The following is a 24,386-nucleotide window of genomic DNA, read 5'->3' as shown; positions in this document are numbered from 1 at the left end:
TAAGGCTCACTTATTCGTGGGCCTTATTTTTCAGCAATTGAATTGTGTGCAATTCAATTGCTCACTATATTGCCCAGGTTCCCAACCCATTCGGAGTGCCACCCATGAGCGACAAGCTGCTTGATATCCCGGTTACCACCATCAAAGGCGAGCAAAAGACCCTCGCCGACTTCGGTGGCAAGGCCGTGCTGGTGGTCAACACCGCCAGCAAGTGCGGTTTCACCCCGCAGTACAAAGGCCTGGAAAACGTCTGGCAGCAATACAAGGACAAAGGCCTGGTGGTGCTCGGTTTCCCGTGCAACCAGTTCGGCAAGCAGGAGCCGGGTGACGAGGGCGCGATTTCCGAGTTCTGCGAACTGAACTTCGGCGTCAGCTTCCCGCTGTTCAAGAAGATCGACGTCAATGGCAGCGATGCCCATCCGCTGTTCGTGCAGCTGAAGCAGCGCGCTCCGGGCCTGCTCGGCAGCCAGGGCATCAAGTGGAACTTCACCAAGTTCCTGATCGGTGCCGATGGCCAGGTGGTCAAGCGTTTCGCCCCGACCACCAAGCCGGAAGACCTCAGTGCCGAGATCGAAGCCCTGTTGCAATGACCTTGCTGGATGACGTCGAGGCGCAGCTGCAGCTGGACAACCAGCTGTGCTTCAAGCTGTACGCCGCCTCGCGTGCGGTCACCCGCGCCTATAAGCCGATGCTCGATGAGCTCGGCCTGACCTACCCACAGTACCTGGCCATGCTGGTGCTGTGGGAGTGGCAGGCCAATCCGCCGGCGCAGCCGACGGTAAAGGCCCTGGGGGAACGTTTGCTGCTCGATTCCGGCACCCTGACGCCGCTGCTCAAACGTCTGGAGCAACTGGGCCTGGTGCTGCGCCAGCGTTCGCCGCAGGACGAGCGTGAAGTACATCTGCGCCTCAGCGAGGCGGGTGTGGCGCTACGCCAGCGCGTGTTGCCGCTGAAGGGGCGTCTGCTGTGTGACAGTGGTTTCGATCTGGCTGAACTGGAGGGTCTGCGGCACAGCCTGGGTGGCCTGCTGGAGCGGCTCACGGCGTTGTCGTGAGCGGCAACCAGTTGTCCAGCAGAGTGGCCAGGTCTTCGCGGCGGAAGGGTTTGGCCAGGTAATCGTTCATCCCGGCTGCCTGGCAACGCTCGCGCTCATCGGGCAGGGCGTTGGCAGTCAGGGCGATGATCGGCAGGTTCGGCCAGCGGCCGTTCTGGCGAATGCGCCGGGTCGCCTCGTAGCCATCCATCACCGGCATGTTGCAGTCCATCAGCACCAGATCGACCGAATTCTTCTCCAGGTAGCTCAGTGCTTCGCCACCGTGGGCGGTGACCGCCACCTCGCAACCCAGCTTGGCCAGCATGCCTTTGGCCACCAGTTGGTTGACCGGATTGTCTTCGACCAGCAGTACGCGGGCCTGGCGCAGCTTGTTGGGCTGCGCGGCGGGCTGGCTGGCGCTGCTGCCCAGGCGTGGCTGCAACAGGCGCTGCAGACTTTGCTGCAGCACGGCGCGGGCCAGGGGGCGGGCCAGTTGTTCGAACGGAGCCAGCGCACTGGTCTGTTCGCTGGAGAGGAAGCCGCCATAGGCCGAGATCAGCAGCAGCGGGGCCTTGCTGCTCTGGCGCAGTTCGGTCAGGCGCTCGGCACTGTCGCAGATCAGCAGGTCGGCCTGCAGGCCTCCCAGGCTGGCGTCGCTGTCCAGGCGCTGATAGCTCAACCCCCAGTTCCCCAGCCAGCTGCCTAGCAGCTCGGCCAGGCCACTGTTGCTCTGGCAGAAGGCGATGACCCGTGCGGACAGGGCGGGCCACTGCTGCGCCGGGGTATGGCTGGGCAGTGGCAGCTCGGCGCAGAACTGGCTACCGAAGCCCTCCTGCGAATTCAGGCTCAGTTTGCCTTGCATGGCTTCGCACAGGCGCCGTGTCAGGGCCAGGCCCAGGCCGGTGCCGCCATACTGGCGGGTGATGCCGACGCCAGCCTGGGTGAAGGGCTGAAAAATACGCGACTGGGCTTCCTGGGCGATGCCGATCCCGGTGTCGCTGACCAGGATGCGCACACCGCCCGCGCTGGGCGCGACGCGTACATCGACACGGCCATAGCGGGTGAATTTGAGGGCGTTGGACAGCAGGTTGCTGACGATCTGGCGTACCCGGGTCGGATCGCCGAGCACCTGGGTTGGCAGGCGCGGGTCGAGCAGGCAGGTCAGCTCGACATTCGGCCCGGCGTTCTGCGACAGCAGGCTGGCGGTGTCTTCGACCAGGCTGCCGAGGTCGAACGGGATATGTTCCAGCTCCAGCTGGCCAGCCTCGAACTTGGACAGGTCGAGGATGTCGTTGAGCAGCTCCACCAGTACCTTGCCCGAGTCGTGGGCGATCGACAGCTGCTGGCGCTGCTCGACATTCAGCGGTCCGTCGAGAGACAGGGCGAGCATGCCAAGCAGACCATTCAGCGGTGTGCGGATCTCGTGGCTCATGTTGGCGAGGAAGGCCGCACGTGCCTGGGCCATGTCCAGGGCGGTATGACGCGCCTGTTCCAGCTCGCTGTTAGACAGGGTCAGCCGGGCATTGGTGGCCTTCAGCTCGGCGGTGCGCGCGGAAACGATGTTTTCCAGCTCGGCCAGGTACTGGGTCAGACGGTCTTCGGCTTCGCGGCGCTGGTCGATTTCTTCGTGGATGTTGGCCAGCTGTTGGTTGGTGACCGCCACCAGGGTGCCGATCTCGTCCTCTTCATGGCCCCTCGGGCAGGGCACGGGGGTGAAGTCGCGGCGCGGGTCGCGCTCGCTGAGGGCGCGAATCACGCCGATCAGGGGCTTGGTCAGCATGGCGTAGAACAGCACCAGGAGGATCAGCGACAGCAGCAGGCTGCGCACGAAGCCGGTGAGCAGGGTGAGTACGGCGCGGCGCAGGAAGTCGCTGCCGAAGGCGAAGGTGTCGACCTCCAGGCGCAGCATGCCGAGGGCCTCCTGCGGGGCGTGGCTGACGAACAGGTGGTCGACGAACTGGCGGCGTTCGTCGAACAGGAAATCGCTGAAGATCCGGTAGTCACTCTGGCTTGGGGCGCGTTCCACCGAGGCGAGGATCATGCCGCTGTTGTCGATGATTTCCGCGCGCATCACCGCCGGTGAACGCAACAAGCCGAGTACCAGTTCCTGGGCCAGTTCGGCGTCGATGTTGTAGGCGATACGGGCAGCCGGGTTATGGCTGATTTGCAGCAGGGAGTTGATTTCCAGGTCGATGGCAGCATCTTCGCTGGCATAATCCAGGCCGACCTGAATCAGGCTGAGCAGGGTTCCGAGGATAAACGCCACCAGCACCGTGATACTGGCCTGTTTGAACGACAGGCGGTGGGTGAGTGAGATATCCATGGATGGCAGGGCTGTTCCTGTATTCGTGCGCCAGCCAAGCATAGCCCATCACACCTGAGTGTCGGCAGGTGTGCTTTTGAGGAGTGAGTCGTGGATTCCCGCTTGAATAGCTTTCTGCAGCGTGCCGAGGAGGTCTTGGAGCGCCTCGACCCGTTGTTGCCGGTGCGTCGTTTGGCACTGGACTGGGATGTAACTGTTGCCGCGCGCTGGTTTCGCGAGGGGCAGGGCGGCTACCTGCAGCCGTTGCAGGTCAGCCTGGATCTGAGCCTGGCCGATCTGGTCGGTATTGATGTGCAGCGCGAGCAACTGGCGCGCAATACCCGCCAGTTCGTCAGCGGCCTGCCGGCCAACCATGTGCTGCTGTGGGGCGCGCGGGGCACAGGCAAGTCGTCGCTGGTGCGGGCGCTGCTGGCCGAATATGCCAAGGGCGGGCTGCGCTTGATCGAGATCGAGCGCGACTGCCTGGCGGACTTGCCGCGGGTGGTCGAGCAACTGGCCGGCTTGCCGCAGCGTTTCGTGCTGTTCTGTGACGACCTGTCGTTCGAAGCCGGCGAAGGCGATTACCGGGTATTGAAGAGTGTGCTGGATGGCTCGCTCGAGCGGGCCCCGGACAACGTGCTGCTATACGCCACCTCCAACCGCCGCCATCTGGTGCCGGAGAAGGAGAGCGACAACGACAACTGGCAGCGCGTCGAGGGCGAACTGCACCCCAGCGAGGCAGTGGAGGACAAGATCGCGCTGTCCGACCGCTTTGGCCTGTGGCTGTCCTTCTATCCCTTTACCCAGGAGCATTTCCTGGCCGTGGTGCGCCACTGGATCGAGGTGCTGGCTGCCCAGGCCGGTTTGCAATGGCAGTGGAACCACGAGCTGGAGATCCTGGCCATTCGCTGGGCACTGGGACGTGGCAACCGCAATGGCCGCTGTGCCTACCAGTTTGCCCGCAGCTGGGTAGGCCAGCAGTTGCTGGGGAGTGAGTAATGATCGGTTTGGCAGCGCTCGGCCAGGGATAGTCAGGCTACGCCTTGCTGGTTGCTCACTTCAGCGCTTTGCTCCCCTCTCCCACAAGTGGGAGAGGGGACTGTTCGTGTTGCCAGAAAGTCATCGTTCCGTTGCCTGGTCGCTGCATTTGCCGCAAGGAGAAACGCTGCTTTTCAGCGTTGTAGTCCGGATGCAATCCGGGAGCGGAGTGGCCTGCTTCCCGGATCGCATCCGGGCTACGACTGGATCTGGACAGTCCGCACCTGCGGCGCTTCAGTGATCGAGGATCGGGCGGGGGGCGAGCGCCTGGCTGAAATTTTCCTGAGGCTGAGTGACTACTGAACCAGCTCACACAAAAAAGCCCGGCAATGCCGGGCTTTTTTTGGACTGCTGTTCAGTCGTAGATGTTCTTCTTCTTCCAGTCGTCTTCTCCGAGCGACTGCAGGCCATCGGTCAATTCGCTGTGCTCGTCCGGCGCGGGCTTGGCCTTTTCCAAGACCATGTCGTTGGCGCGGGCCAGCTGTTGCTCCAGCTGTTGCAGCTGGCTCTGGTAGCGGGCCTGATCGGGCTGCTTGCGCAGGTATTGCACGCCGCGCTCGTAGGCCAGGCGTGCCTGGCCGGGCTGGCCCTGCTGCAGGGATTGCTGGCCGAGATTGGTGAAGAACTCGAAATGCAGCTGCACGAGGATATGGCGGATCTCGCCGATCCAGCGCTTGGCCTCGTTGGCTTGCAGCGCGCCATCCTGTGCGGCACGGGTGATCTGGCTATGGAAGTTCTCCAGGAGGAAACGCACTTCCTTGGCCTTTACTTCCGTCAGGATCGGTTGCGGTGCATTGCGTACGGGGATGTCTTCACCCTTGGCGACCATGTCGCGCAGTTCGGCAATGCGGTTGCGCAGGGCGGAGTTCTGTTTGTCGAGAGGTAGCAGGCGGTCGCTGAACTGCAGTTCCAGGCGCGACAGCAGCAGCTTGAGTGCCGGGCTCATCAACTGGCCGGGCATGTTGTCGGAGACATCGCGACTACGCCGCACGCGATCATTGAGATCGGCCTTGAGCCGGGCCTTCTCCAGCTTGCTGCTCTCCACCATATGGTTGATGTAGCCGATGGCGATGAGTAGCACGATGACGCCAACAACCAAGGCGGTGATGAGAAGTGGGGACACCGATGAATCTCCCGAACGCTTGTTTTTCTCCCGAGTGTAGTGCGTTAGCTAATATGCTCATAGCGCTATATCAGTTTCGACACTGAACTCATTGATTTGAAAAAAGTTTTGATTGAGGGTTGACGACCTCCAAGAGCATCCCTAGAATGCGCGCCACTCCCAACGCAGAAGCGGAAACGCAGAGCGAAAGGAGCCGGAAAGCTGTTGTAAGCTCCGGGCCACGTCCCCTTCGTCTAGTGGCCTAGGACACCGCCCTTTCACGGCGGTAACAGGGGTTCGAGTCCCCTAGGGGACGCCATATTTGCGGGAATAGCTCAGTTGGTAGAGCACGACCTTGCCAAGGTCGGGGTCGCGAGTTCGAGTCTCGTTTCCCGCTCCAAATAAACAGAAACGCCGCTCAATCGAGCGGCGTTTTTGTTTGCGCGCGATTCAGCGCCATGCAAAAAGGCCCGCCGGTCATGCCGTGCGGGCCTTTGCGTTGGCGCCCCGCAGCTGGGGCGCTTCGCCATCAATGCTTGGGGCTTTCCGGTGGTAGGGCCAGCAGCTGCTTTTCCTGGGTCCAGTCGAAGGGCTGACCATTGGCCTCGGCTTCGTAGCGACGCTCATCGAGGTTCTGGTACAGCTCGATTTCCTCGTCCGGCATGAAGTGCAGGCAATCGCCACCGAAGAACCACAGCAGGTCGCGCGGCACCAGGTGGGCGATCTGCGGGTAGCGGTGGAAGATCTGGCTGATCAAGTCCTGACCCAGGTACAGGCTGTTCTCCGGGTCTTTCGGCAGTTCCACCAGCAGTTCGTCATAGCGCTCGAGGAACAGGCCGTGGGTATCGTCTTCCACCAGTTCGGCTTCACCCAGGGCAACCAGGATGCCACGCAGGTGGGTGAGCAGGGCGAGGTGGTGGTCGAGGTGGGTGGAAGCCATGGCAGATATCCTGAAAGCAAAACGGGCGCGCGAGTATAGGGCCCCGCGCTGCGGCTGTCCCCCCTGTGCGGACTAACGCACCTTGCCTGCGCTGAGCTTGAGTTCGTCCTGGCTGAAGTCGTCCACGTCTATCACCTTGCGCCGCGCCTGTTCCGCCGCGTGCAGGCTCTGTGTCTCTGCGGCGCTGAACAAGCCACTGCGCTGGGCGGCGTCGATCGGGTTTTCCCCCGGTGCGGGCCGCACCTGATCGTCCTTGAGGGCCTGGCGCAGCTTCTTCTGCAGGCCGTGGGTGGCATCCAGTAAGTCGGCGGCCTGTTGCAGGGCGCCGACCGGGTCATCGGCATGCTGCGGGCGGTAGCAGCCCCTCAGCAGTTCCTCCAGCGCCGCATCGCCACGCGCGCGGCCGATAAGGGCGGCGACTTCCGCGTCCAGCGCATCGGATGGCCCTTTGTGGCGGCGGCCGAGGGGCATGGCCAGGACCCGCAACAGGCAGGCGAGGCTGCGTTGCGGAAAGTTGCTGAGCAGCCCATCCAGCGCCTGTTCGGCCTGGCCGAGGCTTTCTTCCAGGGCCCAGCGCAGCAGGGGCTGCAGGTATTCGGGAGAGCCGAGGTCGTGATAGCGCTTGAGTGCGGCGCTGGCCAGGTAAAGGTGGCTGAGGATGTCGCCGAGGCGTGCCGACAGGCGTTCGCGGCGTTTCAGCTCGCCGCCGAGCAGCAGCATGCTGACATCGGCGAGCAGGGCAAAGGCAGCAGCCAGGCGGTTCAATGCGCGGAAGTAGGGGCGGCTGAGGTTGTCTCCCGGTACGTCGCTGAAACGGCCCAGGCCCAGGCCGAGCAGCAGGCTGCTGGCGGCATTGCTGCAGGCGAAGCCGATGTGTTGCAGCAGCAGCGGGTCGAACTCCAGCAGGGCCTGGTCACTGTCCTCGCGGCCGGCCAGGGTCATTTCCTGGAGCACGTAGGGATGGCAGCGAATTGCGCCCTGGCCGAAGATCATCAGGTTGCGGGAAAGGATGTTGGCACCTTCCACGGTGATGAAGATGGGCGCGGCCTGCCAGGAGCGCGCCAGGTAATTGTTCGGCCCCATGATGATGCCCTTGCCGCCGTGCACGTCCATGGCGTGGCCGATGCACGCGCGGCCGCGCTCGGTCAGGTGGTACTTGAGGATGGCCGACAGCACCGAGGGTTTCTCGCCCAGATCCACCGCGCTGGCGGTGAGGATGCGCGCGCTGTCCATCAACCAGGCATTGCCGCCGATCTGCGCCAGGGCCTCCTGGATCCCTTCGAAGGCGGCCAGCGGCACGTCGAACTGTTCGCGAATGCGCGCGTATTGCCCGGTCACCAGGCTGCAGGCCTTGGCCGCACCGGTGCCGACGGCGGGCAGGGAAATCGAGCGACCGACCGACAGGCAGTTCATCAGCATCATCCAGCCCTTGCCGAGCATGGCCTGGCCACCGATGAGGAAGTCCAGCGGTATGAACACGTCCTTGCCCGAGTTGGGGCCGTTCATGAAGGCCGCGCCCAGGGGCAGGTGGCGCCGGCCGATTGCCACGCCGGGGGTCGCCGTGGGCACCAGGGCCAGGCTGATGCCGAGGTCTTCCTGCTCGCCGAGCAGGTGCTCAGGGTCGTAGGCCTTGAAGGCCAGGCCGAGCAGGGTGGCGACCGGGCCCAGGGTGATGTAGCGCTTCTCCCAGGTCAGGCGCAGGCCAATGACTTCCTTGCCCTGCCACTGGCCCTTGCAGATGATGCCGACGTCCGGCATGGCGCCGGCATCGGAGCCGGCCAGCGGGCCGGTGAGGGCGAAGCAGGGGATCTCCTCGCCGCGGGCCAGGCGCGGCAGGTAGTGGTTGCGTTGCTCTTCGGTACCGTAATGCAGCAGCAGTTCGGCCGGGCCGAGAGAGTTGGGCACCATCACGGTGGAGGCCAGGTCGCCGCTGCGGGTCGCCAGTTTCATCGCGACTTGTGAGTGGGCGTAGGCCGAGAAGCCCTTGCCGCCGTATTGCTTGGGAATGATCAGGGCGAAGAAGCCCTGCTCCTTGATGTGCTGCCAGGCCTGCTCCGGCAGGTCCAGCTGCTGGCCGATCTGCCAGTCGCTGACCATGGCGCACAGTTGTTCGGTAGGGCCGTCGATAAAGGCCTGTTCTTCCTCGCTCAGCTCGGCCTTGGGGTAATCGAGCAGGGTTTGCCAGTCGGGCCGACCGCTGAACAACTGGCCATCCCACCACACGCTGCCGGCCTCGATGGCATCGCGTTCGGTTGCCGACATGGGTGGCATTGCGGTTTGCAGCCAGGCGAACAGTGGCGTCGTGAAGAGTTTACGGCGCAGCTCCGGCAGCAGCAGGAAGGCGCCTGTCGCCAGTACGGGTAGCCACAGCACCAGCATCAGCCAGCCCGGCGCGCGGCTGAAACCCTGCATGACCAGCAGGTAGACGGCACTGGCGGCGAGTATGGACAGGGGGGCACTGCGTCGATGGGCCAACCAGGCCACGCCGAGCAGCAGAACGAAAAGCCAGACAACCAGCATGTCGAATCCTCCGTGATGACGTGAGCAGTGGGCTCCGTCGTGAACTCGGCTCGAAAACCAAGGTTTGATTGGCGTCAAGGGCGGTGAGCTTGGCCGGAACGCCGCTTTCTGTGCCGAGGCGTGCCGCTAGACTGGGACAAAGCCCTTGGAGAGTGCCATGCAAGCCTGTCTGCAACCTGCTCGCTTCGTTGATAGTGACCACCCCCTGGTAGTCGAGTTCAGCGAAACCTGGCGCGGCGCCAGCGCTGATCCGCGCGAGCAGGCGGTTAGCCTGTATTACGCGGTGCGTGACCAGATCCGCTACAACCCCTACAGCTTCAGTCGCGATCCCGAAACCCTGAAAGCCAGCCATGCGCTGGCCGCCGGCGAATCCTACTGCGTGCCCAAGGCCCTGCTGCTGGCGGCCTGCGCCCGGCATTGCGGCATCCCGGCCCGCATCGGTCTGGCCGATGTGCGCAATCACCTGTCCAGCCCGCGCCTGCTGCAGATACTGCGTAGCGAAGTGTTTGCCATGCATGGCTACACCGAACTGCTGCTCGACGGGCGCTGGGTCAAGGCCACACCGGCGTTCAATCTGGCCCTGTGTCGAGTGTTCAAGGTGGCGCCGCTGGAGTTCGATGGGTGCACGGACAGTGTGTTCCACCCATTCAACCAGCAGGGCGAGCGCTACATGGAATACCTGGCCGATCACGGCCAGTTCGACGACCTGCCGGAAGCGCTGTTCTTCGCCCATCTGCAGCACTGCTACCCGCATCTGTTCGCCGCCGATTCGGCGTTTCTACGCGGCGATCTGCAGGCCGAAGTGGCCGCCATGCAGGCTATCGATAGTTAACATCAGCATTCGCGACTTTTTTCTTGTGCCCAGGCTGGGTAGGGTGCTGCTCCTGCAAGCTGCGAAGGCTCCGCTAACCTGAAACATCAGGTTGCAAACACCGCGGCGCGTCCCTATCTAAGTTTCTCCATTTGCTGAGTACCTAGCCCCCATGAGTTCCGCTCTGTCCATCCGGCAGCTGACCAAGACCTACGGCAATGGCTTCCAGGCCCTCAAGGGCATCGATCTGGAAGTGTCCGAAGGCGACTTCTTCGCCTTGCTCGGCCCCAATGGGGCCGGCAAGTCCACCACCATCGGCATTCTTTCCACCCTGGTGAACAAGAGCGGCGGTACGGTCGAGGTGTTCGGTCACGACCTCGATCGCGACCCTTCCGGCCTCAAGCGCTGCCTGGGCGTGGTGCCGCAGGAGTTCAACTTCAGCCAGTTCGAGAAGGTCTTCGACATCGTCGTGACCCAGGCCGGCTACTACGGCATCCCGCTGAAAGTGGCCAAGGAGCGCGCCGAGCAGTACCTCAACCAGCTCGGTCTGTGGGACAAGCACGACGTGCCCGCGCGCATGCTCTCCGGCGGCATGAAGCGCCGGCTGATGATTGCCCGTGCGCTGGTCCACGAGCCGCGCCTGCTGATCCTCGACGAGCCCACCGCAGGGGTGGACATCGAGTTGCGCCGCTCGATGTGGAGCTTCCTCAGCGAGCTGAACCAGAAGGGCATCACCATCATCCTCACCACCCACTACCTGGAGGAGGCCGAGCAGCTCTGTCGTCACATCGGCATCATCGACCACGGCAGCATCGTCGAGAACACCAGCATGAAGGCGCTGCTCAAGACCCTGCACGTGGAGACCTTCCTGCTCGACCTCAAGGAATCGCACCTGGTGGCGCCGCAATTGCTGGGCTACCCGGCGACCTTGGTCGACCCGCACACCCTGGAAGTTCAGGTGGAAAAGGATCTGGGCATCACCGAGCTGTTCCGCCAGCTGGCGGCGCAGAAGGTCGAGGTGCTGAGCCTGCGCAACAAGAGCAATCGCCTGGAGGAACTGTTCGTTTCCCTGGTGGAGAAGAACCTGGCCAAGGTGGCGAAATGAGTCCCGAACTGCGCTCCAACCTGATCGCCCTGCAGACCATCGTGGTCCGCGAGGTGCGCCGCTTCACCCGCATCTGGGCGCAGACCCTGCTGCCGCCGGCGATCACCATGGCCCTGTACTTCGTCATCTTCGGTCGGCTGATCGGCAGCCAGGTCGGCGATGTCGGCCAGTACAGCTACATGGAGTTCATCGTGCCGGGGCTGATCATGATGTCGGTGATCACCAACTCCTACAGCAACGTGGTGTCGAGCTTCTTCAGCAGCAAGTTCCAGCGCAATATCGAGGAACTGCTGGTGTCGCCGGTATCGCCGCACACCATCCTTATCGGCTATGTCGTCGGCGGAATGCTGCGCGGCCTGGCAGTGGCCTTTATCGTCACCCTGCTGTCGCTGTTCTTCACCGACCTGCAGGTGCACCACCTGGGCGTGACCGTGCTGGTGATCATCCTCACCGCCATCACCTTCGCCCTCGGCGGTTTCATCAACGCGGTGTACGCGCGCAACTTCGACGACATCTCGATCATCCCGACCTTCGTGCTGACGCCGCTGACCTACCTGGGCGGGGTGTTCTACTCGATCAGCCTGCTGCCCGAGTTCTGGCAGACGGTGTCGCTGGCCAACCCCATCCTGCACATGGTCAATGCCTTCCGCTACGGCATTCTCGGCGTCTCCGACATCAATATCGGCGTCGCCATCGGCATGATGCTGCTGGCCAGCAGCGTGCTCTACATCGTCTGCATTCGCCTGTTGCAGAGCGGCCGGGGCATGCGTCAGTAGGGGCTGTTCCCGTTTCGTTCGCGGTTCGCGAACGAAACGAGACCCTAGTACATGGGGTAACACTTTCTGCGGTCGGCAGCTGGCGCAACCGCCGTTAAACTCGACCGCCTGGACAATAAAAAGGTCGAACGATGTCTTCCCTCCGCCCCGCCTTGCTGCTCACCTGCCTGTTCACCTGCAGTTCGCTGCCCGCCCTGGCCGAGCAGGCGCCGCTGGTGGAAGTGGTGCAACCTGAGCGGACGCTGGTGCGCGACGAGCTGATCACCTTCGGTTCGCTGCGCTCCGATGAGTCGACCGTGATCCGCCCCGAGCTGGGCGGGCGCCTGGCGGCCGTGCATTTTCGCGAAGGCGAGGCGGTCAAGGCCGGCGAGTTGCTGGTCAGCCTGGATGATGCGATTGCCCGTGCCGAGCTGGCCCAGGCCCAGGCCAATCTCGATCTGGCGGAAAAGAGCTTTGCGCGCACCCAGCTGCTGTTCAAGCGCGGCGCCAGCAATGCCCAGGCCCAGGACGAGGCGCAATCCCAGCAGCAAGCCGCTCGTGCCAGCCTGGCCCTGGCCCAGGCGCGCCTGGACAAGACGCAGATCCGCGCGCCCTACGACGGCGTGCTCGGCCTGCGCCAGGTCAGCGTCGGCGACTACCTGAGCGCCGGCCAGGACCTGGTCAACCTGGAAGTGCTCGACCCGCTCAAGGTGGATTTCCGCATTCCGCAGAAGGCCGTCAGCCAGGTGGGTCTCGGCCAGGCCATCGAGCTGAGCCTGGATGCCTACCCCGGCGAGCGCTTCAAGGGCACGATCATCGCCCTCAACCCGCGCCTGGACGAAGTGGGCCGCAGCCAGGCCATCCGCGCCCAGGTCGACAACCAGGACCAGCGCCTCAAGCCCGGTCAGTTCGTCAAGGTCTCGGTGATCCTCGCCGAACGCCCGCAGGCCCTGCTGATTCCCGAGGAAGCGGTGATGCCCATGGGCCAGCTGCTGTTCGTCAACCTGGTGGTGGATGGCAAGGTCGAGCGCCGGCAGATCCGCATCGGCCAGCGCCTGCGCGGCAAGGCCGAGGTGGTGGAGGGTCTGCAGGGTGACGAGACGCTGATCAGCGCCGGCTGGCAGAAGGTCGCGCCGGGCCGCGAGGTACGCACGGTCAAGCGCGGGGAGGGCGTATGACCCTCTCGGATATCTGCATCCGCCGGCCGGTGTTCGCCACCGTGCTGTCGCTGATCATCGTCCTGCTCGGCCTGATGGCCTACCAGCGCCTGGCCGTGCGCGAGTACCCGAACATCGACGTGCCGATCGTCACGGTCAACGTCATCTATCCCGGCGCCAGCCCGGAGATCATGGAATCCCAGGTGGCCCAGCCGATCGAGGACGTGCTGTCCGGCATCGAAGGCCTGGATTTCGTCAGCTCCATCAGCCGTTCGGAGAACACCCAGATCACCGCGCAATTTCGCCTTGGCAGCAATTCCGACGAGGCCGCCAACGACGTGCGTGACCGCCTCGGCCGGGTACGCAGTCTGCTGCCGGACGAGATCGACGAACCGCTGGTGCAGAAGGTCGAGGCTGACGCCCAGCCCGTGATCTGGCTGGCGTTCTACAGCGAGCGCTTCTCCGCCATGGAGATCACCGATGTGCTGGAGCGGGTGGTGCAGGACCGCCTGCAGAGCATCCCCGGCGTCTCGGAAGTGCAGATCCGCGGCGCGCGCACCTTCGCCATGCGCATCTGGCTCGACCCGGAGAAGCTGGCCGCCCACGACCTCACCGTGCAGGACGTGGAAGACGCCCTGCGCCGGCAGAACGTGGAGATTCCGGCCGGGCGCATCGAGTCGGTGCAGCGCGAGTTTTCCGTACTCTCGGAAACCGACCTGAAGACTGCGGACGACTTCAACAAGATCATCCTCGACGACTCGCGTGGCTATCTGCTGCGCCTGTCCGATGTTGGCCATGCCGAAATTGGCGCCGCCGACGAGCGCACGGTGGTGCGTTTCAACGGCAAGCCGGCGGTGTCCATGGGCCTGGTCAAACAGGCCACGGCCAACCCGCTGGAGATTTCCGATGGCCTCAGCGAGGCCATGCCCGAGGTGCGCAAGCTGCTGCCCGAAGGCATGCAGATGGCGGTGGCCAACGACAACTCGCTGTTCATCCGCGAGTCGATCAGCAACGTCTACACCACCATCTGGGAAGCGGTGCTGCTGGTCATCCTGATCATTTTCCTGTTCCTCCGCTCGCTGCGCGCCACCCTGATTCCGCTGGTGACCATCCCGGTGTCGCTGATCGGTGCCTGTGCGCTGATGCTGATGATGGGCTTCACCCTCAATACCCTGACTCTGCTGGCCATGGTCCTGGCCATCGGCCTGGTGGTGGACGATGCCATCGTGGTGCTGGAGAACATCCACCGGCATATCGAGCAGGGCATGAAGCCGATGCAGGCGGCCTTCGTCGGTAGCCGCGAAATCGCCTTCGCGGTGATCGCCATGACCCTGACCCTGGCCGCGGTGTATGCGCCCATCGGTTTCATGCAGGGCACCTCCGGCAAGTTATTCACCGAGTTTGCCTGGACCCTGGCCGGCGCCGTGCTGGTGTCCGGCTTCGTCGCCCTGACCCTGTCGCCGATGATGTGCGGCCACCTGCTCAAGGCCCATCAGCCGCAGCAGCAACACAGTCGCGTCTACAACCTGATCGAAGGCTTCCTGAACAACCTGACCTACAGCTATCGCCATGGCCTGGAACGGGTGCTGCGCGCCTGGTGGCTGGTGCTGGCGCTGCTGCTGGGCATCCTCCTGCTGTGCGCCTGGCTGTTCGGCAGCCTGCGCAGCGAGCTGGCGCCGACCGAAGACACCGGCACCATCGTCGGTTCGATCAACGGCCCGGACGGCGCCACGCTGGCGTACACCAGCCGCTACGCCCAGCAGCTGGAAGCCGCCTACGACGCGGTGCCGGAAACCAACCGCTACATGGTCATCGTCGGCTTCCCCACGGTGGCCCAGGGCCTGTCGTTCATGAAGCTGGAGGACTGGGACAAGCGCGAGCGCAGCCAGTTCGAGATCCGTGACGAACTGCTGCCCAAGCTGCAGGACATCCCCGGCGTGCGCGCCTTCCCGATCAACCGTCCGCCGCTGGGGCAAAGCGCGCGCAACCAGCCGGTCAACTTCGTTATCCGCTCTTCGCTGGAGTACGCCGAGCTGCAGCAGTACGTCGACCAGCTGCTGGCCGAGGTGCGCGGTTATCCGGGGTTGGAGAGCCTGGACACCGACCTCAAGCTGAACACCCCGCAGCTCAAGGTCACGGTCAACCGCGAGCAGGCGGTGGCGGTCGGCACCGATGTGGCGACCATTGGCAGGAGCATGGAAAGCCTGTTCGGCAGCCGCCAGGTGACCCGCTTCAAGCAGAACGGCGAGCAGTACGACGTGCTGGTGCAGCTGCAGGGCGTGGATCGCAGCAACCCGGAAGACCTCAACCGCGTTTACGTGCGCGGGCGCAATGACAACATGGTGCAATTGTCCAACCTGATCGAAGTGCGCGAGACCGTGGCGCCGCGCGAGCTCAACCATTTCAACCAGCTGCGCGCGGTGACGGTGACCGCCAACGTCGGCTCCGGCTACACCCTCGGCGAGGCGCTCGATCACCTGGAAGAGAAGGCGCGGGCGATCTTCCCGCCCGAGACCCAGTTCGACTACACCGGCACCTCGCGCGACTTCAAGGATTCCAGCAGCGGCGTGGCGCTGATCTTCGTGCTGGCGCTGATCTTCATCTACCTGGTGCTGGCCGCGCAGTTCGAGAGCTTCCTCGACCCGCTGATCATCCTGCTCAGCGTGCCGCTGTCGATGGCCGGCGCCTTGCTGGCGCTCAAACTGTTCGGCGGCACGCTGAACATCTACTCGCAGGTCGGCCTGGTGACGCTGATCGGCCTGATCACCAAACACGGCATCCTTATCGTCGAGTTCGCCAACCACCTGCTGCGCGAGGGCAGGGCGCTGCACGAAGCGGTGATGGAAGCGGCGGTGCAGCGCCTGCGGCCGATCCTGATGACCACCGGCGCCATGGTGCTCGGCTCGCTACCGCTGGCCATCGCCAGCGGTGCCGGCGCCGAGAGCCGCCAGCAGATCGGCATGGTCATCGTCGGCGGCCTGCTGGTCGGCACCTTCTTCACCCTGTTCGTGGTGCCGACGTTGTACAGCCTGCTGCGGCGTTGGAAGCCGCTGGAGGTGGGGCAGGGTGAGGTGGGGTTGGCTTAGGGTGTTTGCAGGTTGAGTGGTCGGCTGCTGCCGGCCCGAACAAGTCACTCGTCAAGACAGCTACCGACCCAGCGCTGCCTGTCGAAAAAGCTGGTGGACAAGTAAACGTTGTCCACCCTACAGAGTGCTCAAGGTCGCGTAGGGTGGAAAACCGCGCAGCGTTTTCCACCGTACAGATATCCAGGCTACTTGCTTGATGGCGTCAGGTGAGATGCGGCGGGAGCAACAGCCTCTTCTGAGCCGGCTGACTGGAAAGAATGGGCAACGACATTTAGGATCGTCCTGCCCCAACAAGGAGAACGGGCATGACAATAAACCTAATAGCCCTGGGCTCGAAGTTGTCTCGCTATCGCGAACAGCTTCAGCTGAGTGTGGAGGAAGTGACTGCAGCCATTCGCATCTCTCCCGACCGGTTACGGTCCGTTGAGGAGGGTACGTTGGAGCCCACGGGCGACGAGGTGCTTATGCTGGCCGACCTCTATCGTTGTGACTTCAAATTCTTCATCTCGAATGAGCAGCTAGCTCCGTTTGAGCAGACGGAAATTCTGTATCGCAAGCACGGCAGTGAGTTCACCAAGGACGATCGCAGGGCCATTCAGGAGTTTCTTTACCTCTGCGAAACTGAGCACTTCCTGATGGAGGAACTGAATGCCACCCATCGCGAGTTTTTGGCACCCCCAGTATCGGGGCATTTCAAGACCGACGGGATCAAAGCGGCTGAGGCTTTCCGCCGCTTCAATCAGCACCTAAGCAATGAAGTGCCAAGGGATGTCTACGGCGAAATCCGCCAAACAGGCGTGCACGTGTTCCGTCACAAGCTAGGCAACTCCAATATCTCAGGCTTGTTTCTGGCCCATCCCAAAGCCGGCAAATGCATTCTGGTTAACTACAGCGAGGATGTGTATCGGCAGCGATTTAGTGCAGCTCATGAAATGGCCCATGCAATTTTCGATGCGGAGGGAGGCCCCAGCATCACGTACTCCAGCACTGATAAAAACGATTATGTAGAACTGCGCGCAAACACTTTTGCTTCCCGGTATCTCATGCCCCCGGAAGTCCTTCGGCAGCTTCCCCATCCTGAACGATGGACACAGGCCGACGCGGGGCATTGGGCGCAAGAGCTTCGAGTAAGTTGCCATGCCTTAAGCATAGGCCTACAGGCCGAGAGGCTTGTCAGTGAAGAAGCATTCCAACGAATCAAATCCAGCCGGGTTCCCCGGACTCGCAAGATTGACCCTGAGCTGCCAGCTCATCTGACAGACCGGCAGCGAGAACGCAAAACGCGCCTGTTGGAGAGGGGGCTTTCTAGCAGCTACGTCGCACTATGTTTGGATGCCGCGAGCCAAGGGCTGATAACTCAAGGTCGCCTAGCTGAGGCGCTTCTGTGTGACTCCGCAGAGTTGCAGGATTTGCTCTCTCTTTACGGGAGGGCGCCGGATGTCGATTGACCCGTCCCGCTTTCACCCCATCAACGTGACAGATACATGTTCGGTTTGGAATCTCTTATCGTCAGTCACTTTGTACAGAGCTGCGCTCGCCGCACAATGCCACTTCTGTGTCACTGGCTTCGTGAACTATGAGTGCTTAATCAAACCTCGCACGTTGCCAACCGCCGTCACCCGTGAGCTTCAACGCCGATTGGAAGAGGCGCGTTGCGCCGGCCAATTCGAAATCCATTCCTGCAACCTGGACGACCTTCAGGTCATCAGTATGTTGGAAGGACGTAAGCGACTGGGGAAGGGAGAGCTTTCATCAATTGCCTTTGCAATGGGCCGTGGCCTAGCTGTACTAACGGATGACCAAGGGGCAAGGAGGCTATCATCGGCAGCAGGTAACCACCCTACGCAGACAACGCCTCATTTGCACAGCTGGCTGATTTTCACAAGGAAGCTTGATGATTCAGACCACTCGAATGTGCTGAGCCAACATCGGCAAATGGAAGGTAGCCTGGCGCCTCATCTCCAGGATGCGTATTTCCTAGCGCTTCAATGCGCTCGCAACGCATTACCGCCACCTTAGGCTGAAGCTGCCTCACCGTCCGCCCGCTTTGGGTCGTTTTGCAGGCCAAGAGAAGATACGCACAGGTGTGCTACCGGCGCGCTGCGCGCTATCTACTGAGTATCAGCCCTTCAGCGCCTCGCCCTTTTGAGCAAGCAGCTCACTGATCCATCCGACCTGTTGTGTGAGCACTTGCACCTGCTCGCCGCGCTCGGGCGAAGTGGCTGAGGGTTCGCTGCTTCAGGCGCAATAGGCGCTGCCACTTGGCCAGAAATGCCGAGCTGCGTTGCTGCATTTGCAGTGGGCCGAAGTACAGCTCCTGGGCGGTGTACAGCACCGGCCCGCTGCGCTTGGCGACGATGATTTCGTAGTTGAAGCGGTTTTCCCGCAGCACTTCCTCGCCGAGGATGCAGTAGCCATTTTCCATCAGCCAGTGGCGCAGGGGCTGCTCGCCGAATCAGGTAGCGCGAGCCGAACTGGCGGTTATGGCAGGCGCGAGTCGATCAGAGAGGGGGGGCTGTCCTCGTCCCCCTGTTCCGCACCGGGGCTTTCCCTTCAATAGTGCAGGCAGATCTTGCCAAAGTGACTGGCGGTGATCTGGTGGGCAAAGGCCTCGGCAATCTGCTCCAGCGGATAGCGGCTGTCGATGACGGGGCGCCAGCTGAAGTTTTCCAGGGCGCGCACCATGTCCTGCTGCTGCTCGCGGCTGCCGACGATCAGGCCACGCAGGGTTTGCTGCTTGCGCATCAACTCCAGGGTCGGAACGCTGCCGGCAATGCCGGTGAGCACGCCGATCAGGGCAATATGGCCGCCGGGCGCGCAGGCGCGTATGGACTGGGGCAGCGTGCCTGGGCCACCCACTTCAACCACTATGTCGGCACCGCGGCCATCCGTGGCGGCCAGCACTGCGTCGCCCCATTCGGGTTGGTCTTTGTAGTTGATGATATGGTCGGCCCCCAGTGCCAGCAGGCGCGCTCGCTTGGCCTCCGACGAGGTCGTGGCAATCACCCGCGCGCCCATGGATTTCGCCATTTGCAGGGCAAAGATGGACACGCCGCCGGTGCCCAGCACCAGCACGGTGTCGCCCGCTTGAATGCGCCCATCCACCACCAGCGCACGCCAGGCGGTCAGGCCTGCAGTGGTCAGTGTGGCGGCTTCTTCGTGGTTGTAGCCGTTGGGCGCCAGGGTGAATGCTTCTGTGGGCATATTGACCCGTTCGCGGGCAAAGCCGTCCACGCCGTCACCAGGGACGGTCTGGAAGGTGGTGGGCACGACCCGGCCCGATTGCCAATGGGGGAAGAAGCAGGACACCACAGCGTCGCCTGGGGCGAACTCTGTCACGCCGTCGCCCACGGCGGTGACTACGCCGGCGCCATCGGACATCGGGATGCGCCCATTCTCCGCACGGGCATGGCCGGTGACGACGCCGAGGTCGTGGTAGTTGAGTGAGCTGGCATGAATCCGCACCTGGATCTCGCCGGCTGCGGGCGCACCTGGGGCTGGCATGTCGACCAGGCGCAGGTTATCCAGGCCCGCAGGTTGTTGCAGTTGAATGGCTTTCATCAGTGTCCTTGAGTGAGTGCGGCGCTACATCACGCATGCTCGTCATGCTGATCACGAAGCGCTGCTTCAGGTGACCCACAGCGACTGCTGTTGGCCCTTTTCTTCGGTGCTGACCCTCAGGGTTTGGCACCCTCAGCCCCTTCCGCGAATTCGCACACCACGGACGACTTATTGTTACGTCTGAGGTGCTAGCCGCTCTTGACCTGTTGCAGAAATCGCACATGCCCGAGTGTCAGGTCGCACCCTCAGAACGCCGGCATAGGCCCGTGCGCTTTTTCCCATGCTACGGCGGCGGGATGTTCAACGAGAGGGGTAATGGACAATTTCATATACGGATACAGCGGAAGAGACCGTACCGCGGCATGCAGTTCCTCAAGACTGTCAGCCTGCCAAAGACAGCAGGTGTCAGCCGTGCCTACTGGACGCCAGATGCGGTGCAGTTTGCCCGCTTCAATAAATTCAAAGACGCGTGCATGTTCGCCCTGACGTAATTGTTCTTTCAGCTCCTCCGAAGTATCGGCAGGAACGGTTACTTCGAAGTGGATTAGAAAGAGCATTGTGGACTCCTGACGGTGGGAGGCGCGGAGGTCATCCTCGGCGCAGGGGGGGGCTGCACGGTAGTGGGCACAGAATGAGGTTTCGCCAGCCATTGCCCGGCTTTAGACGAGCGTGGCGAGTGGCTTGCCGAAGTTCCCGCCCTTGAACAGGCCGATCAAAGCCTCAGGCGCGGTGTTCATGGCCGCCAACCACTCATAGCTAGGCTTGCTGCGCAGACCTTGCAGAGGAGTTTATAGAGAAGGTGTGGGCCAGCCTTTCATTAAGCGACAGCCACTTCTCATTTCATGACAACCCATAAGCTTTGATCTGACATGGCACATCGCGCTGCTTGAGTCCGCTTTTGCGTGGTCGTCCTGCTTTCTGGCATCCACATTGAATCGCTGGTGATGGCCGCTTTCTGCCCGTAGCCAACGACCGTTTTGGGTCGCTGTTGAAGGCCAAGAGAAGACAGGTTCTGCTGCGCGCACGGGCCTCAGCCTGCTTGCGCAAGCAGTTCGCTGATCCACCCGACCTGTTGGGTGAGTTCTTGCACCTGCTCCTCGGGCACGGCCTGCCGCGCGCGGGCGAAGTGGCTCAGGGTGCGCTGCTTCAGGCGCAACAGGCGCTGCCACTTGGCCAGGAATGCCGGGCTGCGTTGCTGTAATTGCAGGGGGCCGAAGTACAGTTCCTGGGCGGTGTACCGCACCGGCCCGCTGCGCTCGGCGACGATGATTTCGTAGTTGAAGCGGTTTTCCCGCAGCACTTCCTCGGCGAGGATGCGGTAGCCATTGTCCATCAGCCATAGGCGCAGGGGCTGCTCGCCGCCGTTGGGCTGCAGGATCAGGCGCTCCTCGCCGCTCAGGCGCGCCTGGTCGCGGTCGAGGATGTCGCGGATCGTCTCGCCGCCCATGCCGCAGAGGCTGATTGCCGTGATGCCGTCTGCTGGCTCGATCGCGGCCAGGCCATTGGCTAGGCGTACGCTGATGCGCTGGCTCAGGTCATTTTCGCGCACGGTGCGTTGCGCCGCGTGAAACGGCGTCAACGCCACCTCGCCGGCCACCGCCGCCGCGATCACGCCGCGCTTCATCAAGGCGACGAGCAGGTAGCCGTGATCCGAGCCGATGTCGGCCAGCCGCGCATCGGCCGGCACATGGGCGGCCACGCGTTCCAGGCGCTCGGACAATCTCTGTTGGTTCAACTGCTACCTCTGTTCACCAGGGTCGTCCGGCACGTTGGGCCGGAACGGCAGGCGATTTTGTCGAGCAACAGCGTGCCTGGCAAATCCCGGCGATCAGTTCCATGGCTCGGCCTGCGCTGATGACTTCAGGGCGGCCCGCAGCGATCCCTGGTCATCATGGGGTGTTGCCGTTGGTCACACCGGTTTGCCGGCACGGCAGGAGGGACTATGCCTAAAGGACGTATCGTCTGCAGGGAGGCTCCATCATGACCGCGCGCTTGCTGGTTCCATTGTTTTTGCTGTGCTCCGCTCTCGGCGGTTGCACCCTGGATCGCTCGGTTATCGCCGCCATGCCGGGCGGAAGCCTGACTGCCACACCCGCTCTGGCCTGTGCCGGCGATACAGTGACCATTGCCTGGGATACCCAGCGTCCACGCAACCCGAGCTTCTGCGCCATTGCCAACGGCAATACCCCGGCGCTGCAGAGTTGTCGCATCAGTGCCGACTGCACGGCTGGTGCGATATGCCTGGATGGCTTCTGCAATGGTTGCGCGGCCATCAGCGACCCGGTGCGCCGTATGAGCGAGTGCGCGGCGCCAAGCAACTTGGGTTGCGAGCCCAACCTCAATGCCCGCATCCAGATCACTCCCGAGCCCGATCCGCCACTGGCCGATGCCAGCGATATCGTCCAGCACCGTGGCGAGCGCACTTTCGTGATCCGCGAGACCAGCAATATCGCCTTGCGTAGCGAAGTGATCGATGTCGAGGGCCAGCGTGCCGGGGTCGCCAGTGCCATCGGGCGCATCGATCTGGATACGCGGGCCGAGGTTATCCCCATCGATCTCCGGCGCATCGCCGCCAATGCCTACGAATGCCTGGGTGGCACCCGCACCTGGGGCGGCACGCGCCTGGAGGAGCTGTTCACCCGGGCTTCGCCCAATATGCATCTGCTCAGCATCCACAACCCCAATGGCTTCGCCGTGGTCGGCAATCTCAATGGCAACCCGTTGCGCCTGGCGGCCCGTGAGACCGTCAGCCTCAACCTGCCTTTGGTTGGGCCGATCCAGGCGCAGCCTGATCCGGATTTCCTGCGTACCCTGCCGCCGGTGCAGTGCACCGCCAGCCATGTCAGTGGCAGTTTGCCCAGCGCGCCGCTGCGTCTGACGGCGGGTTGTGTGTTGCCTTAACCGGCTAGGTTGGGAACTCCAGGATAAAGCGCGTCCAGCCCTCGGCCGACTCGCAGCGGATGGCCCCGCCGTGGGCGCGGACGATGGAGCGGGTGATGGCCAGGCCGAGGCCGGCGTGTTCGGCATTGCCTTCGCGGCGGGCCGGGTCGGCGCGGTAGAAGCGGTCGAACAGGCGCTCGCGCAATGCGGCCGGAATCTCCGGGCCCTGGTTGGCCACTTCGATGCGTACCGTGGCGCCCGCGCTTGTCGTGCTCAGGCGCAGCTCGCCACCGCTGGGGGTGAAGCGCAGGGCGTTGTCGATCAGGTTGCTCAGGGCGCGGCGCAGCAGGCCGCGGTCGGCGCTGAGCGCGGCCTGGCCGGTGACCCGCAGGGTGACCCCGGCATCCTCGGCCAGCGGGGTGAAATACTCGGCCAGGGCGGCCAGTTCGGCGCCCAGTTCCAGGCTTTCCCGCTGGGTTTGCAGCAGGCCGTGCTCGGCCTTGGCCAGCAGGAGCATGTCGCCGACCATCTGCGCCAGGTGTTGCAGTTCCTCCAGGTTGGAGTGCAGCGCTTCCTGGTAGTCCTCCAGTGGCCGTGGCTGGCTGAGGATCACCTGGGTCTGGGTCAGCAGGTTGGACAGCGGCGTGCGCAGCTCGTGGGCGATATCGGCGGAGAACGCGGAGAGGCGGGCGAAGGCATCTTCCAGGCGCGCCAGCATGGCGTTGAAGGCCTGTGCCAGTTCGCCCAGTTCGGCGGGCAGGCCCTGGGTCGGCAGGCGGGTGGTCAGCGAGCTGGCGGAAACCTGCTGCGCCACCGCGGTCATGTTGCGTAGCGGGCGCAGGCCGCGGCGCGCCACCCAAGCGCCGAGCAGCGCGGTGGCCAGGGCCGAGAGGCCGACGCAGAGCCAGATCAGCCGCTGCATCTGCTGCAGGAAGTGCTGGTGGTGGGTGATGTCCAGCAGCAGGCTCAAGCGCAGGCCGTTGGGCAGGCGCTTTTCCATCACCCGGTAGTCGGTATCGCCGTTGCGCCAGCGACGCAGTTCCTTCATGGAAATCGACAGTTCCTCAAGTTGCGGCAGGCTGCTGAACCACAGCTGGCCATTGCGGGTTTCGACGCGCAGGGCCAGTTCCGGGTGGCGTTGCAATTCCTGCAGCATGGCGGGGCGGCGGCTGGCCAGGGCGTCGGGGTCGTCGGCGTCTTGGAGGATATCGGCGAACACGGCCAGCTTGCTTTGCAGCAGTTGCCGGTCCAGGTCGACGAAGTGCAGGGCGCTGGCCTGGCTGAACAGGCTGCCGGCGATCAGCGCCACGGCCGCGGCGCAGGCGGCGAACAGCAGGGCCAGGCGATTGGCGAGGGACATCAGCGACGCGCCTCCAGTACATAGCCCATGCCGCGCACGGTGTGGATCAGCGGCTGGGCGAAGCCGTCGTCGACCTTGGCGCGCAGGCGGCGGATGGCCACTTCGATGACATTGGTGTCGCTGTCGAAATTCATGTCCCACACCTGCGAGGCGATCAGCGACTTGGGCAGCACTTCGCCCTGGCGGCGCAGCAGCAGTTCGAGCAGGGCGAACTCCTTGGCGGTCAGTTCGATGCGCTGGCCGGCGCGCTCGGCGCGGCGGCGCAGCAGGTCTAGGGACAGGTCGGCCAGTTGCAGCTGGGTGTCCTGCGCCACGCCGTTGCTGCGCCGTAGCAGGGTACGCACGCGGGCTAGCAGTTCGGTGAAGGCGAAGGGCTTGACCAGGTAATCGTCGGCGCCGGCCTCCAGGCCGCGCACGCGGTCCTCGACGGCGTCCCTGGCAGTGAGAAACAGCACCGGGGTCTCCAGGCCAGCGCCGCGCACGCTACGCAGGATCTGCCAGCCGTCGCGGCCCGGCAGCATCACGTCGAGAATCAGCAGGTCATGCTCGCCGGACAGCGCCAGCAGTTCGCCGCTGCTGCCGTCGGTGGCCAGTTCGACGCTGAAACCGGCCTCGGCGAGGCCCTGGCGCAGGTACTGGCCGGTCTTGGGTTCGTCTTCGACTATCAGCAGTTTCATTCGGGGCTCGCAGCTTGGGGCTCGTGCGCGGTGGATGCCGGCTTTATACGCCAGGCGAG

General features: G+C 63.5%; 19 protein-coding genes, 2 tRNA genes and 1 pseudogene. 12 read left to right on the top strand and 10 right to left on the bottom strand.

Annotated features, from left to right (window positions below):
- Nucleotides 1-104 precede the first annotated feature (104 nt).
- Both HNE05_RS11810 and HNE05_RS11805 read left to right on the top strand, forming a co-directional pair.
- Nucleotides 105-590: a glutathione peroxidase gene (locus tag HNE05_RS11810; protein ID WP_173207296.1), complete on the top strand. Its 486-nt coding sequence runs from the start codon at nucleotides 105-107 to the stop codon at nucleotides 588-590.
- Entirely contained in the window at nucleotides 587-1,054 is a 468-nt protein-coding gene (locus HNE05_RS11805) for a MarR family winged helix-turn-helix transcriptional regulator (RefSeq protein ID WP_173207294.1), read from the top strand. The genes HNE05_RS11810 and HNE05_RS11805 overlap by 4 nt, the downstream gene beginning before the upstream one ends.
- Here HNE05_RS11805 and HNE05_RS11800 read toward each other — a convergent pair.
- Nucleotides 1,038-3,356 (bottom strand): response regulator, encoded by a 2,319-nt coding sequence (locus HNE05_RS11800; RefSeq protein WP_173207291.1) that lies wholly within the window; start codon nucleotides 3,354-3,356, stop codon nucleotides 1,038-1,040. The genes HNE05_RS11805 and HNE05_RS11800 overlap by 17 nt on opposite strands.
- Nucleotides 3,357-3,446: 90 nt before the next feature.
- Between HNE05_RS11800 and HNE05_RS11795 the strand changes: the two genes are divergently transcribed.
- Nucleotides 3,447-4,334, top strand: coding sequence for an ATP-binding protein (locus tag HNE05_RS11795; RefSeq protein WP_173207288.1), 888 nt, complete (start codon nucleotides 3,447-3,449; stop codon nucleotides 4,332-4,334).
- A 394-nt stretch (nucleotides 4,335-4,728) separates the two neighbouring features.
- On the opposite strand, the gene HNE05_RS11790 is transcribed toward HNE05_RS11795, so the two are convergent.
- Nucleotides 4,729-5,496, bottom strand: coding sequence for a hypothetical protein (locus HNE05_RS11790; RefSeq protein ID WP_173207285.1), 768 nt, complete (start codon nucleotides 5,494-5,496; stop codon nucleotides 4,729-4,731).
- Nucleotides 5,497-5,718: 222 nt separating this feature from the next.
- On the opposite strand from HNE05_RS11790, the gene HNE05_RS11785 reads away from it, so the two are divergent.
- A tRNA-Glu gene (locus HNE05_RS11785) sits at nucleotides 5,719-5,794 on the top strand.
- A 5-nt stretch (nucleotides 5,795-5,799) separates the two neighbouring features.
- Nucleotides 5,800-5,875 (top strand) — tRNA-Gly (locus HNE05_RS11780).
- Between the two features lie 129 nt (nucleotides 5,876-6,004).
- On the opposite strand, the gene HNE05_RS11775 is transcribed toward HNE05_RS11780, so the two are convergent.
- Both HNE05_RS11775 and HNE05_RS11770 read right to left on the bottom strand, forming a co-directional pair.
- On the bottom strand, nucleotides 6,005-6,415 hold the full coding sequence (locus HNE05_RS11775) for a PA2817 family protein (RefSeq protein ID WP_173207282.1): 411 nt from the start codon (nucleotides 6,413-6,415) through the stop codon (nucleotides 6,005-6,007).
- Nucleotides 6,416-6,487: 72 nt separating this feature from the next.
- Nucleotides 6,488-8,935 carry an acyl-CoA dehydrogenase gene (locus tag HNE05_RS11770; RefSeq protein WP_173207279.1) on the bottom strand — a complete coding sequence of 816 codons (2,448 nt, stop codon included), beginning with the start codon at nucleotides 8,933-8,935 and terminating at the stop codon, nucleotides 6,488-6,490.
- 157 nt (nucleotides 8,936-9,092) lie between these two features.
- Between HNE05_RS11770 and HNE05_RS11765 the strand changes: the two genes are divergently transcribed.
- From HNE05_RS11765 to HNE05_RS11740, 6 genes are all read left to right on the top strand, one after another.
- Nucleotides 9,093-9,767 (top strand): transglutaminase-like domain-containing protein, encoded by a 675-nt coding sequence (locus HNE05_RS11765; RefSeq protein WP_173207276.1) that lies wholly within the window; start codon nucleotides 9,093-9,095, stop codon nucleotides 9,765-9,767.
- A gap of 151 nt (nucleotides 9,768-9,918) precedes the next feature.
- Nucleotides 9,919-10,851 carry an ABC transporter ATP-binding protein gene (locus tag HNE05_RS11760; protein ID WP_173207273.1) on the top strand — a complete coding sequence of 311 codons (933 nt, stop codon included), beginning with the start codon at nucleotides 9,919-9,921 and terminating at the stop codon, nucleotides 10,849-10,851.
- Entirely contained in the window at nucleotides 10,848-11,627 is a 780-nt protein-coding gene (locus HNE05_RS11755) for an ABC transporter permease (RefSeq protein WP_173207270.1), read from the top strand. Before HNE05_RS11760 ends, HNE05_RS11755 begins: the two co-directional genes overlap by 4 nt.
- A gap of 131 nt (nucleotides 11,628-11,758) precedes the next feature.
- The gene (locus tag HNE05_RS11750) at nucleotides 11,759-12,784 is read left to right on the top strand and encodes an efflux RND transporter periplasmic adaptor subunit (protein WP_173207267.1); all 1,026 of its coding nucleotides are present in this window, start codon (nucleotides 11,759-11,761) and stop codon (nucleotides 12,782-12,784) included.
- Nucleotides 12,781-15,849, top strand: coding sequence for an efflux RND transporter permease subunit (locus HNE05_RS11745; protein WP_173207264.1), 3,069 nt, complete (start codon nucleotides 12,781-12,783; stop codon nucleotides 15,847-15,849). Before HNE05_RS11750 ends, HNE05_RS11745 begins: the two co-directional genes overlap by 4 nt.
- 305 nt (nucleotides 15,850-16,154) lie before the next feature.
- Nucleotides 16,155-17,297, top strand: coding sequence for an XRE family transcriptional regulator (locus HNE05_RS11740; protein WP_240008753.1), 1,143 nt, complete (start codon nucleotides 16,155-16,157; stop codon nucleotides 17,295-17,297).
- A gap of 673 nt (nucleotides 17,298-17,970) precedes the next feature.
- Here the strand turns inward: HNE05_RS11740 and HNE05_RS11735 are convergent.
- The 4 genes and pseudogenes from HNE05_RS11735 to HNE05_RS11720 form a co-directional block, all read right to left on the bottom strand.
- Nucleotides 17,971-18,301: pseudogene (locus HNE05_RS11735) on the bottom strand (tRNA (adenine(22)-N(1))-methyltransferase TrmK); the annotation flags it as partial.
- A 101-nt stretch (nucleotides 18,302-18,402) separates the two neighbouring features.
- Nucleotides 18,403-19,410 carry a zinc-dependent alcohol dehydrogenase family protein gene (locus HNE05_RS11730; protein ID WP_173207261.1) on the bottom strand — a complete coding sequence of 336 codons (1,008 nt, stop codon included), beginning with the start codon at nucleotides 19,408-19,410 and terminating at the stop codon, nucleotides 18,403-18,405.
- A gap of 245 nt (nucleotides 19,411-19,655) precedes the next feature.
- Nucleotides 19,656-19,967 carry a muconolactone Delta-isomerase gene (locus HNE05_RS11725; protein WP_173207259.1) on the bottom strand — a complete coding sequence of 104 codons (312 nt, stop codon included), beginning with the start codon at nucleotides 19,965-19,967 and terminating at the stop codon, nucleotides 19,656-19,658.
- Nucleotides 19,968-20,440: 473 nt separating this feature from the next.
- Entirely contained in the window at nucleotides 20,441-21,145 is a 705-nt protein-coding gene (locus tag HNE05_RS11720; protein WP_173207257.1) for a tRNA (adenine(22)-N(1))-methyltransferase, read from the bottom strand.
- Nucleotides 21,146-21,390: 245 nt separating this feature from the next.
- Here HNE05_RS11720 and HNE05_RS11715 point away from each other — a divergent pair, with 245 nt between their 5' ends.
- Nucleotides 21,391-22,311 carry a hypothetical protein gene (locus tag HNE05_RS11715; RefSeq protein WP_173207255.1) on the top strand — a complete coding sequence of 307 codons (921 nt, stop codon included), beginning with the start codon at nucleotides 21,391-21,393 and terminating at the stop codon, nucleotides 22,309-22,311.
- Between the two features lie 4 nt (nucleotides 22,312-22,315).
- Here the strand turns inward: HNE05_RS11715 and HNE05_RS11710 are convergent, their stop codons facing one another.
- Together HNE05_RS11710 and HNE05_RS11705 are read right to left on the bottom strand one after the other, a co-directional pair.
- The gene (locus tag HNE05_RS11710) at nucleotides 22,316-23,650 is read right to left on the bottom strand and encodes a heavy metal sensor histidine kinase (RefSeq protein ID WP_173207252.1); all 1,335 of its coding nucleotides are present in this window, start codon (nucleotides 23,648-23,650) and stop codon (nucleotides 22,316-22,318) included.
- Nucleotides 23,650-24,327: a heavy metal response regulator transcription factor gene (locus HNE05_RS11705; RefSeq protein WP_173207250.1), complete on the bottom strand. Its 678-nt coding sequence runs from the start codon at nucleotides 24,325-24,327 to the stop codon at nucleotides 23,650-23,652. Before HNE05_RS11705 ends, HNE05_RS11710 begins: the two co-directional genes overlap by 1 nt.
- Nucleotides 24,328-24,386: the final 59 nt, after the last annotated feature.

Origin of the sequence: Pseudomonas campi (assembly GCF_013200955.2) — a bacterium.
Lineage (GTDB): Bacteria > Pseudomonadota > Gammaproteobacteria > Pseudomonadales > Pseudomonadaceae > Aquipseudomonas > Aquipseudomonas campi.
Note: the sequence above shows the minus strand (reverse complement) of the source record. Positions and strands in the feature narration are given on the sequence as shown.

Excerpts from the sequence above, each read along its gene's own strand:
- HNE05_RS11775 (WP_173207282.1), bottom strand. The coding sequence starts at position 6,415 with ATGGCTTCCACCCACCTCGACCACCACCTCGCCCTGCTCACCCACCTG.
- HNE05_RS11740 (WP_240008753.1), top strand. The coding sequence starts at position 16,155 with ATGACAATAAACCTAATAGCCCTGGGCTCGAAGTTGTCTCGCTATCGC.
- HNE05_RS11725 (WP_173207259.1), bottom strand. The coding sequence starts at position 19,967 with ATGCTCTTTCTAATCCACTTCGAAGTAACCGTTCCTGCCGATACTTCG.
- HNE05_RS11715 (WP_173207255.1), top strand. The coding sequence starts at position 21,391 with ATGACCGCGCGCTTGCTGGTTCCATTGTTTTTGCTGTGCTCCGCTCTC.
- HNE05_RS11710 (WP_173207252.1), bottom strand. The coding sequence starts at position 23,650 with ATGTCCCTCGCCAATCGCCTGGCCCTGCTGTTCGCCGCCTGCGCCGCG.
- HNE05_RS11800 (WP_173207291.1), bottom strand. The coding sequence starts at position 3,356 with ATGGATATCTCACTCACCCACCGCCTGTCGTTCAAACAGGCCAGTATC.
- HNE05_RS11765 (WP_173207276.1), top strand. The coding sequence starts at position 9,093 with ATGCAAGCCTGTCTGCAACCTGCTCGCTTCGTTGATAGTGACCACCCC.
- HNE05_RS11730 (WP_173207261.1), bottom strand. The coding sequence starts at position 19,410 with ATGAAAGCCATTCAACTGCAACAACCTGCGGGCCTGGATAACCTGCGC.
- HNE05_RS11750 (WP_173207267.1), top strand. The coding sequence starts at position 11,759 with ATGTCTTCCCTCCGCCCCGCCTTGCTGCTCACCTGCCTGTTCACCTGC.
- HNE05_RS11805 (WP_173207294.1), top strand. The coding sequence starts at position 587 with ATGACCTTGCTGGATGACGTCGAGGCGCAGCTGCAGCTGGACAACCAG.
- HNE05_RS11770 (WP_173207279.1), bottom strand. The coding sequence starts at position 8,935 with ATGCTGGTTGTCTGGCTTTTCGTTCTGCTGCTCGGCGTGGCCTGGTTG.
- HNE05_RS11745 (WP_173207264.1), top strand. The coding sequence starts at position 12,781 with ATGACCCTCTCGGATATCTGCATCCGCCGGCCGGTGTTCGCCACCGTG.
- HNE05_RS11810 (WP_173207296.1), top strand. The coding sequence starts at position 105 with ATGAGCGACAAGCTGCTTGATATCCCGGTTACCACCATCAAAGGCGAG.
- HNE05_RS11760 (WP_173207273.1), top strand. The coding sequence starts at position 9,919 with ATGAGTTCCGCTCTGTCCATCCGGCAGCTGACCAAGACCTACGGCAAT.
- HNE05_RS11755 (WP_173207270.1), top strand. The coding sequence starts at position 10,848 with ATGAGTCCCGAACTGCGCTCCAACCTGATCGCCCTGCAGACCATCGTG.
- HNE05_RS11705 (WP_173207250.1), bottom strand. The coding sequence starts at position 24,327 with ATGAAACTGCTGATAGTCGAAGACGAACCCAAGACCGGCCAGTACCTG.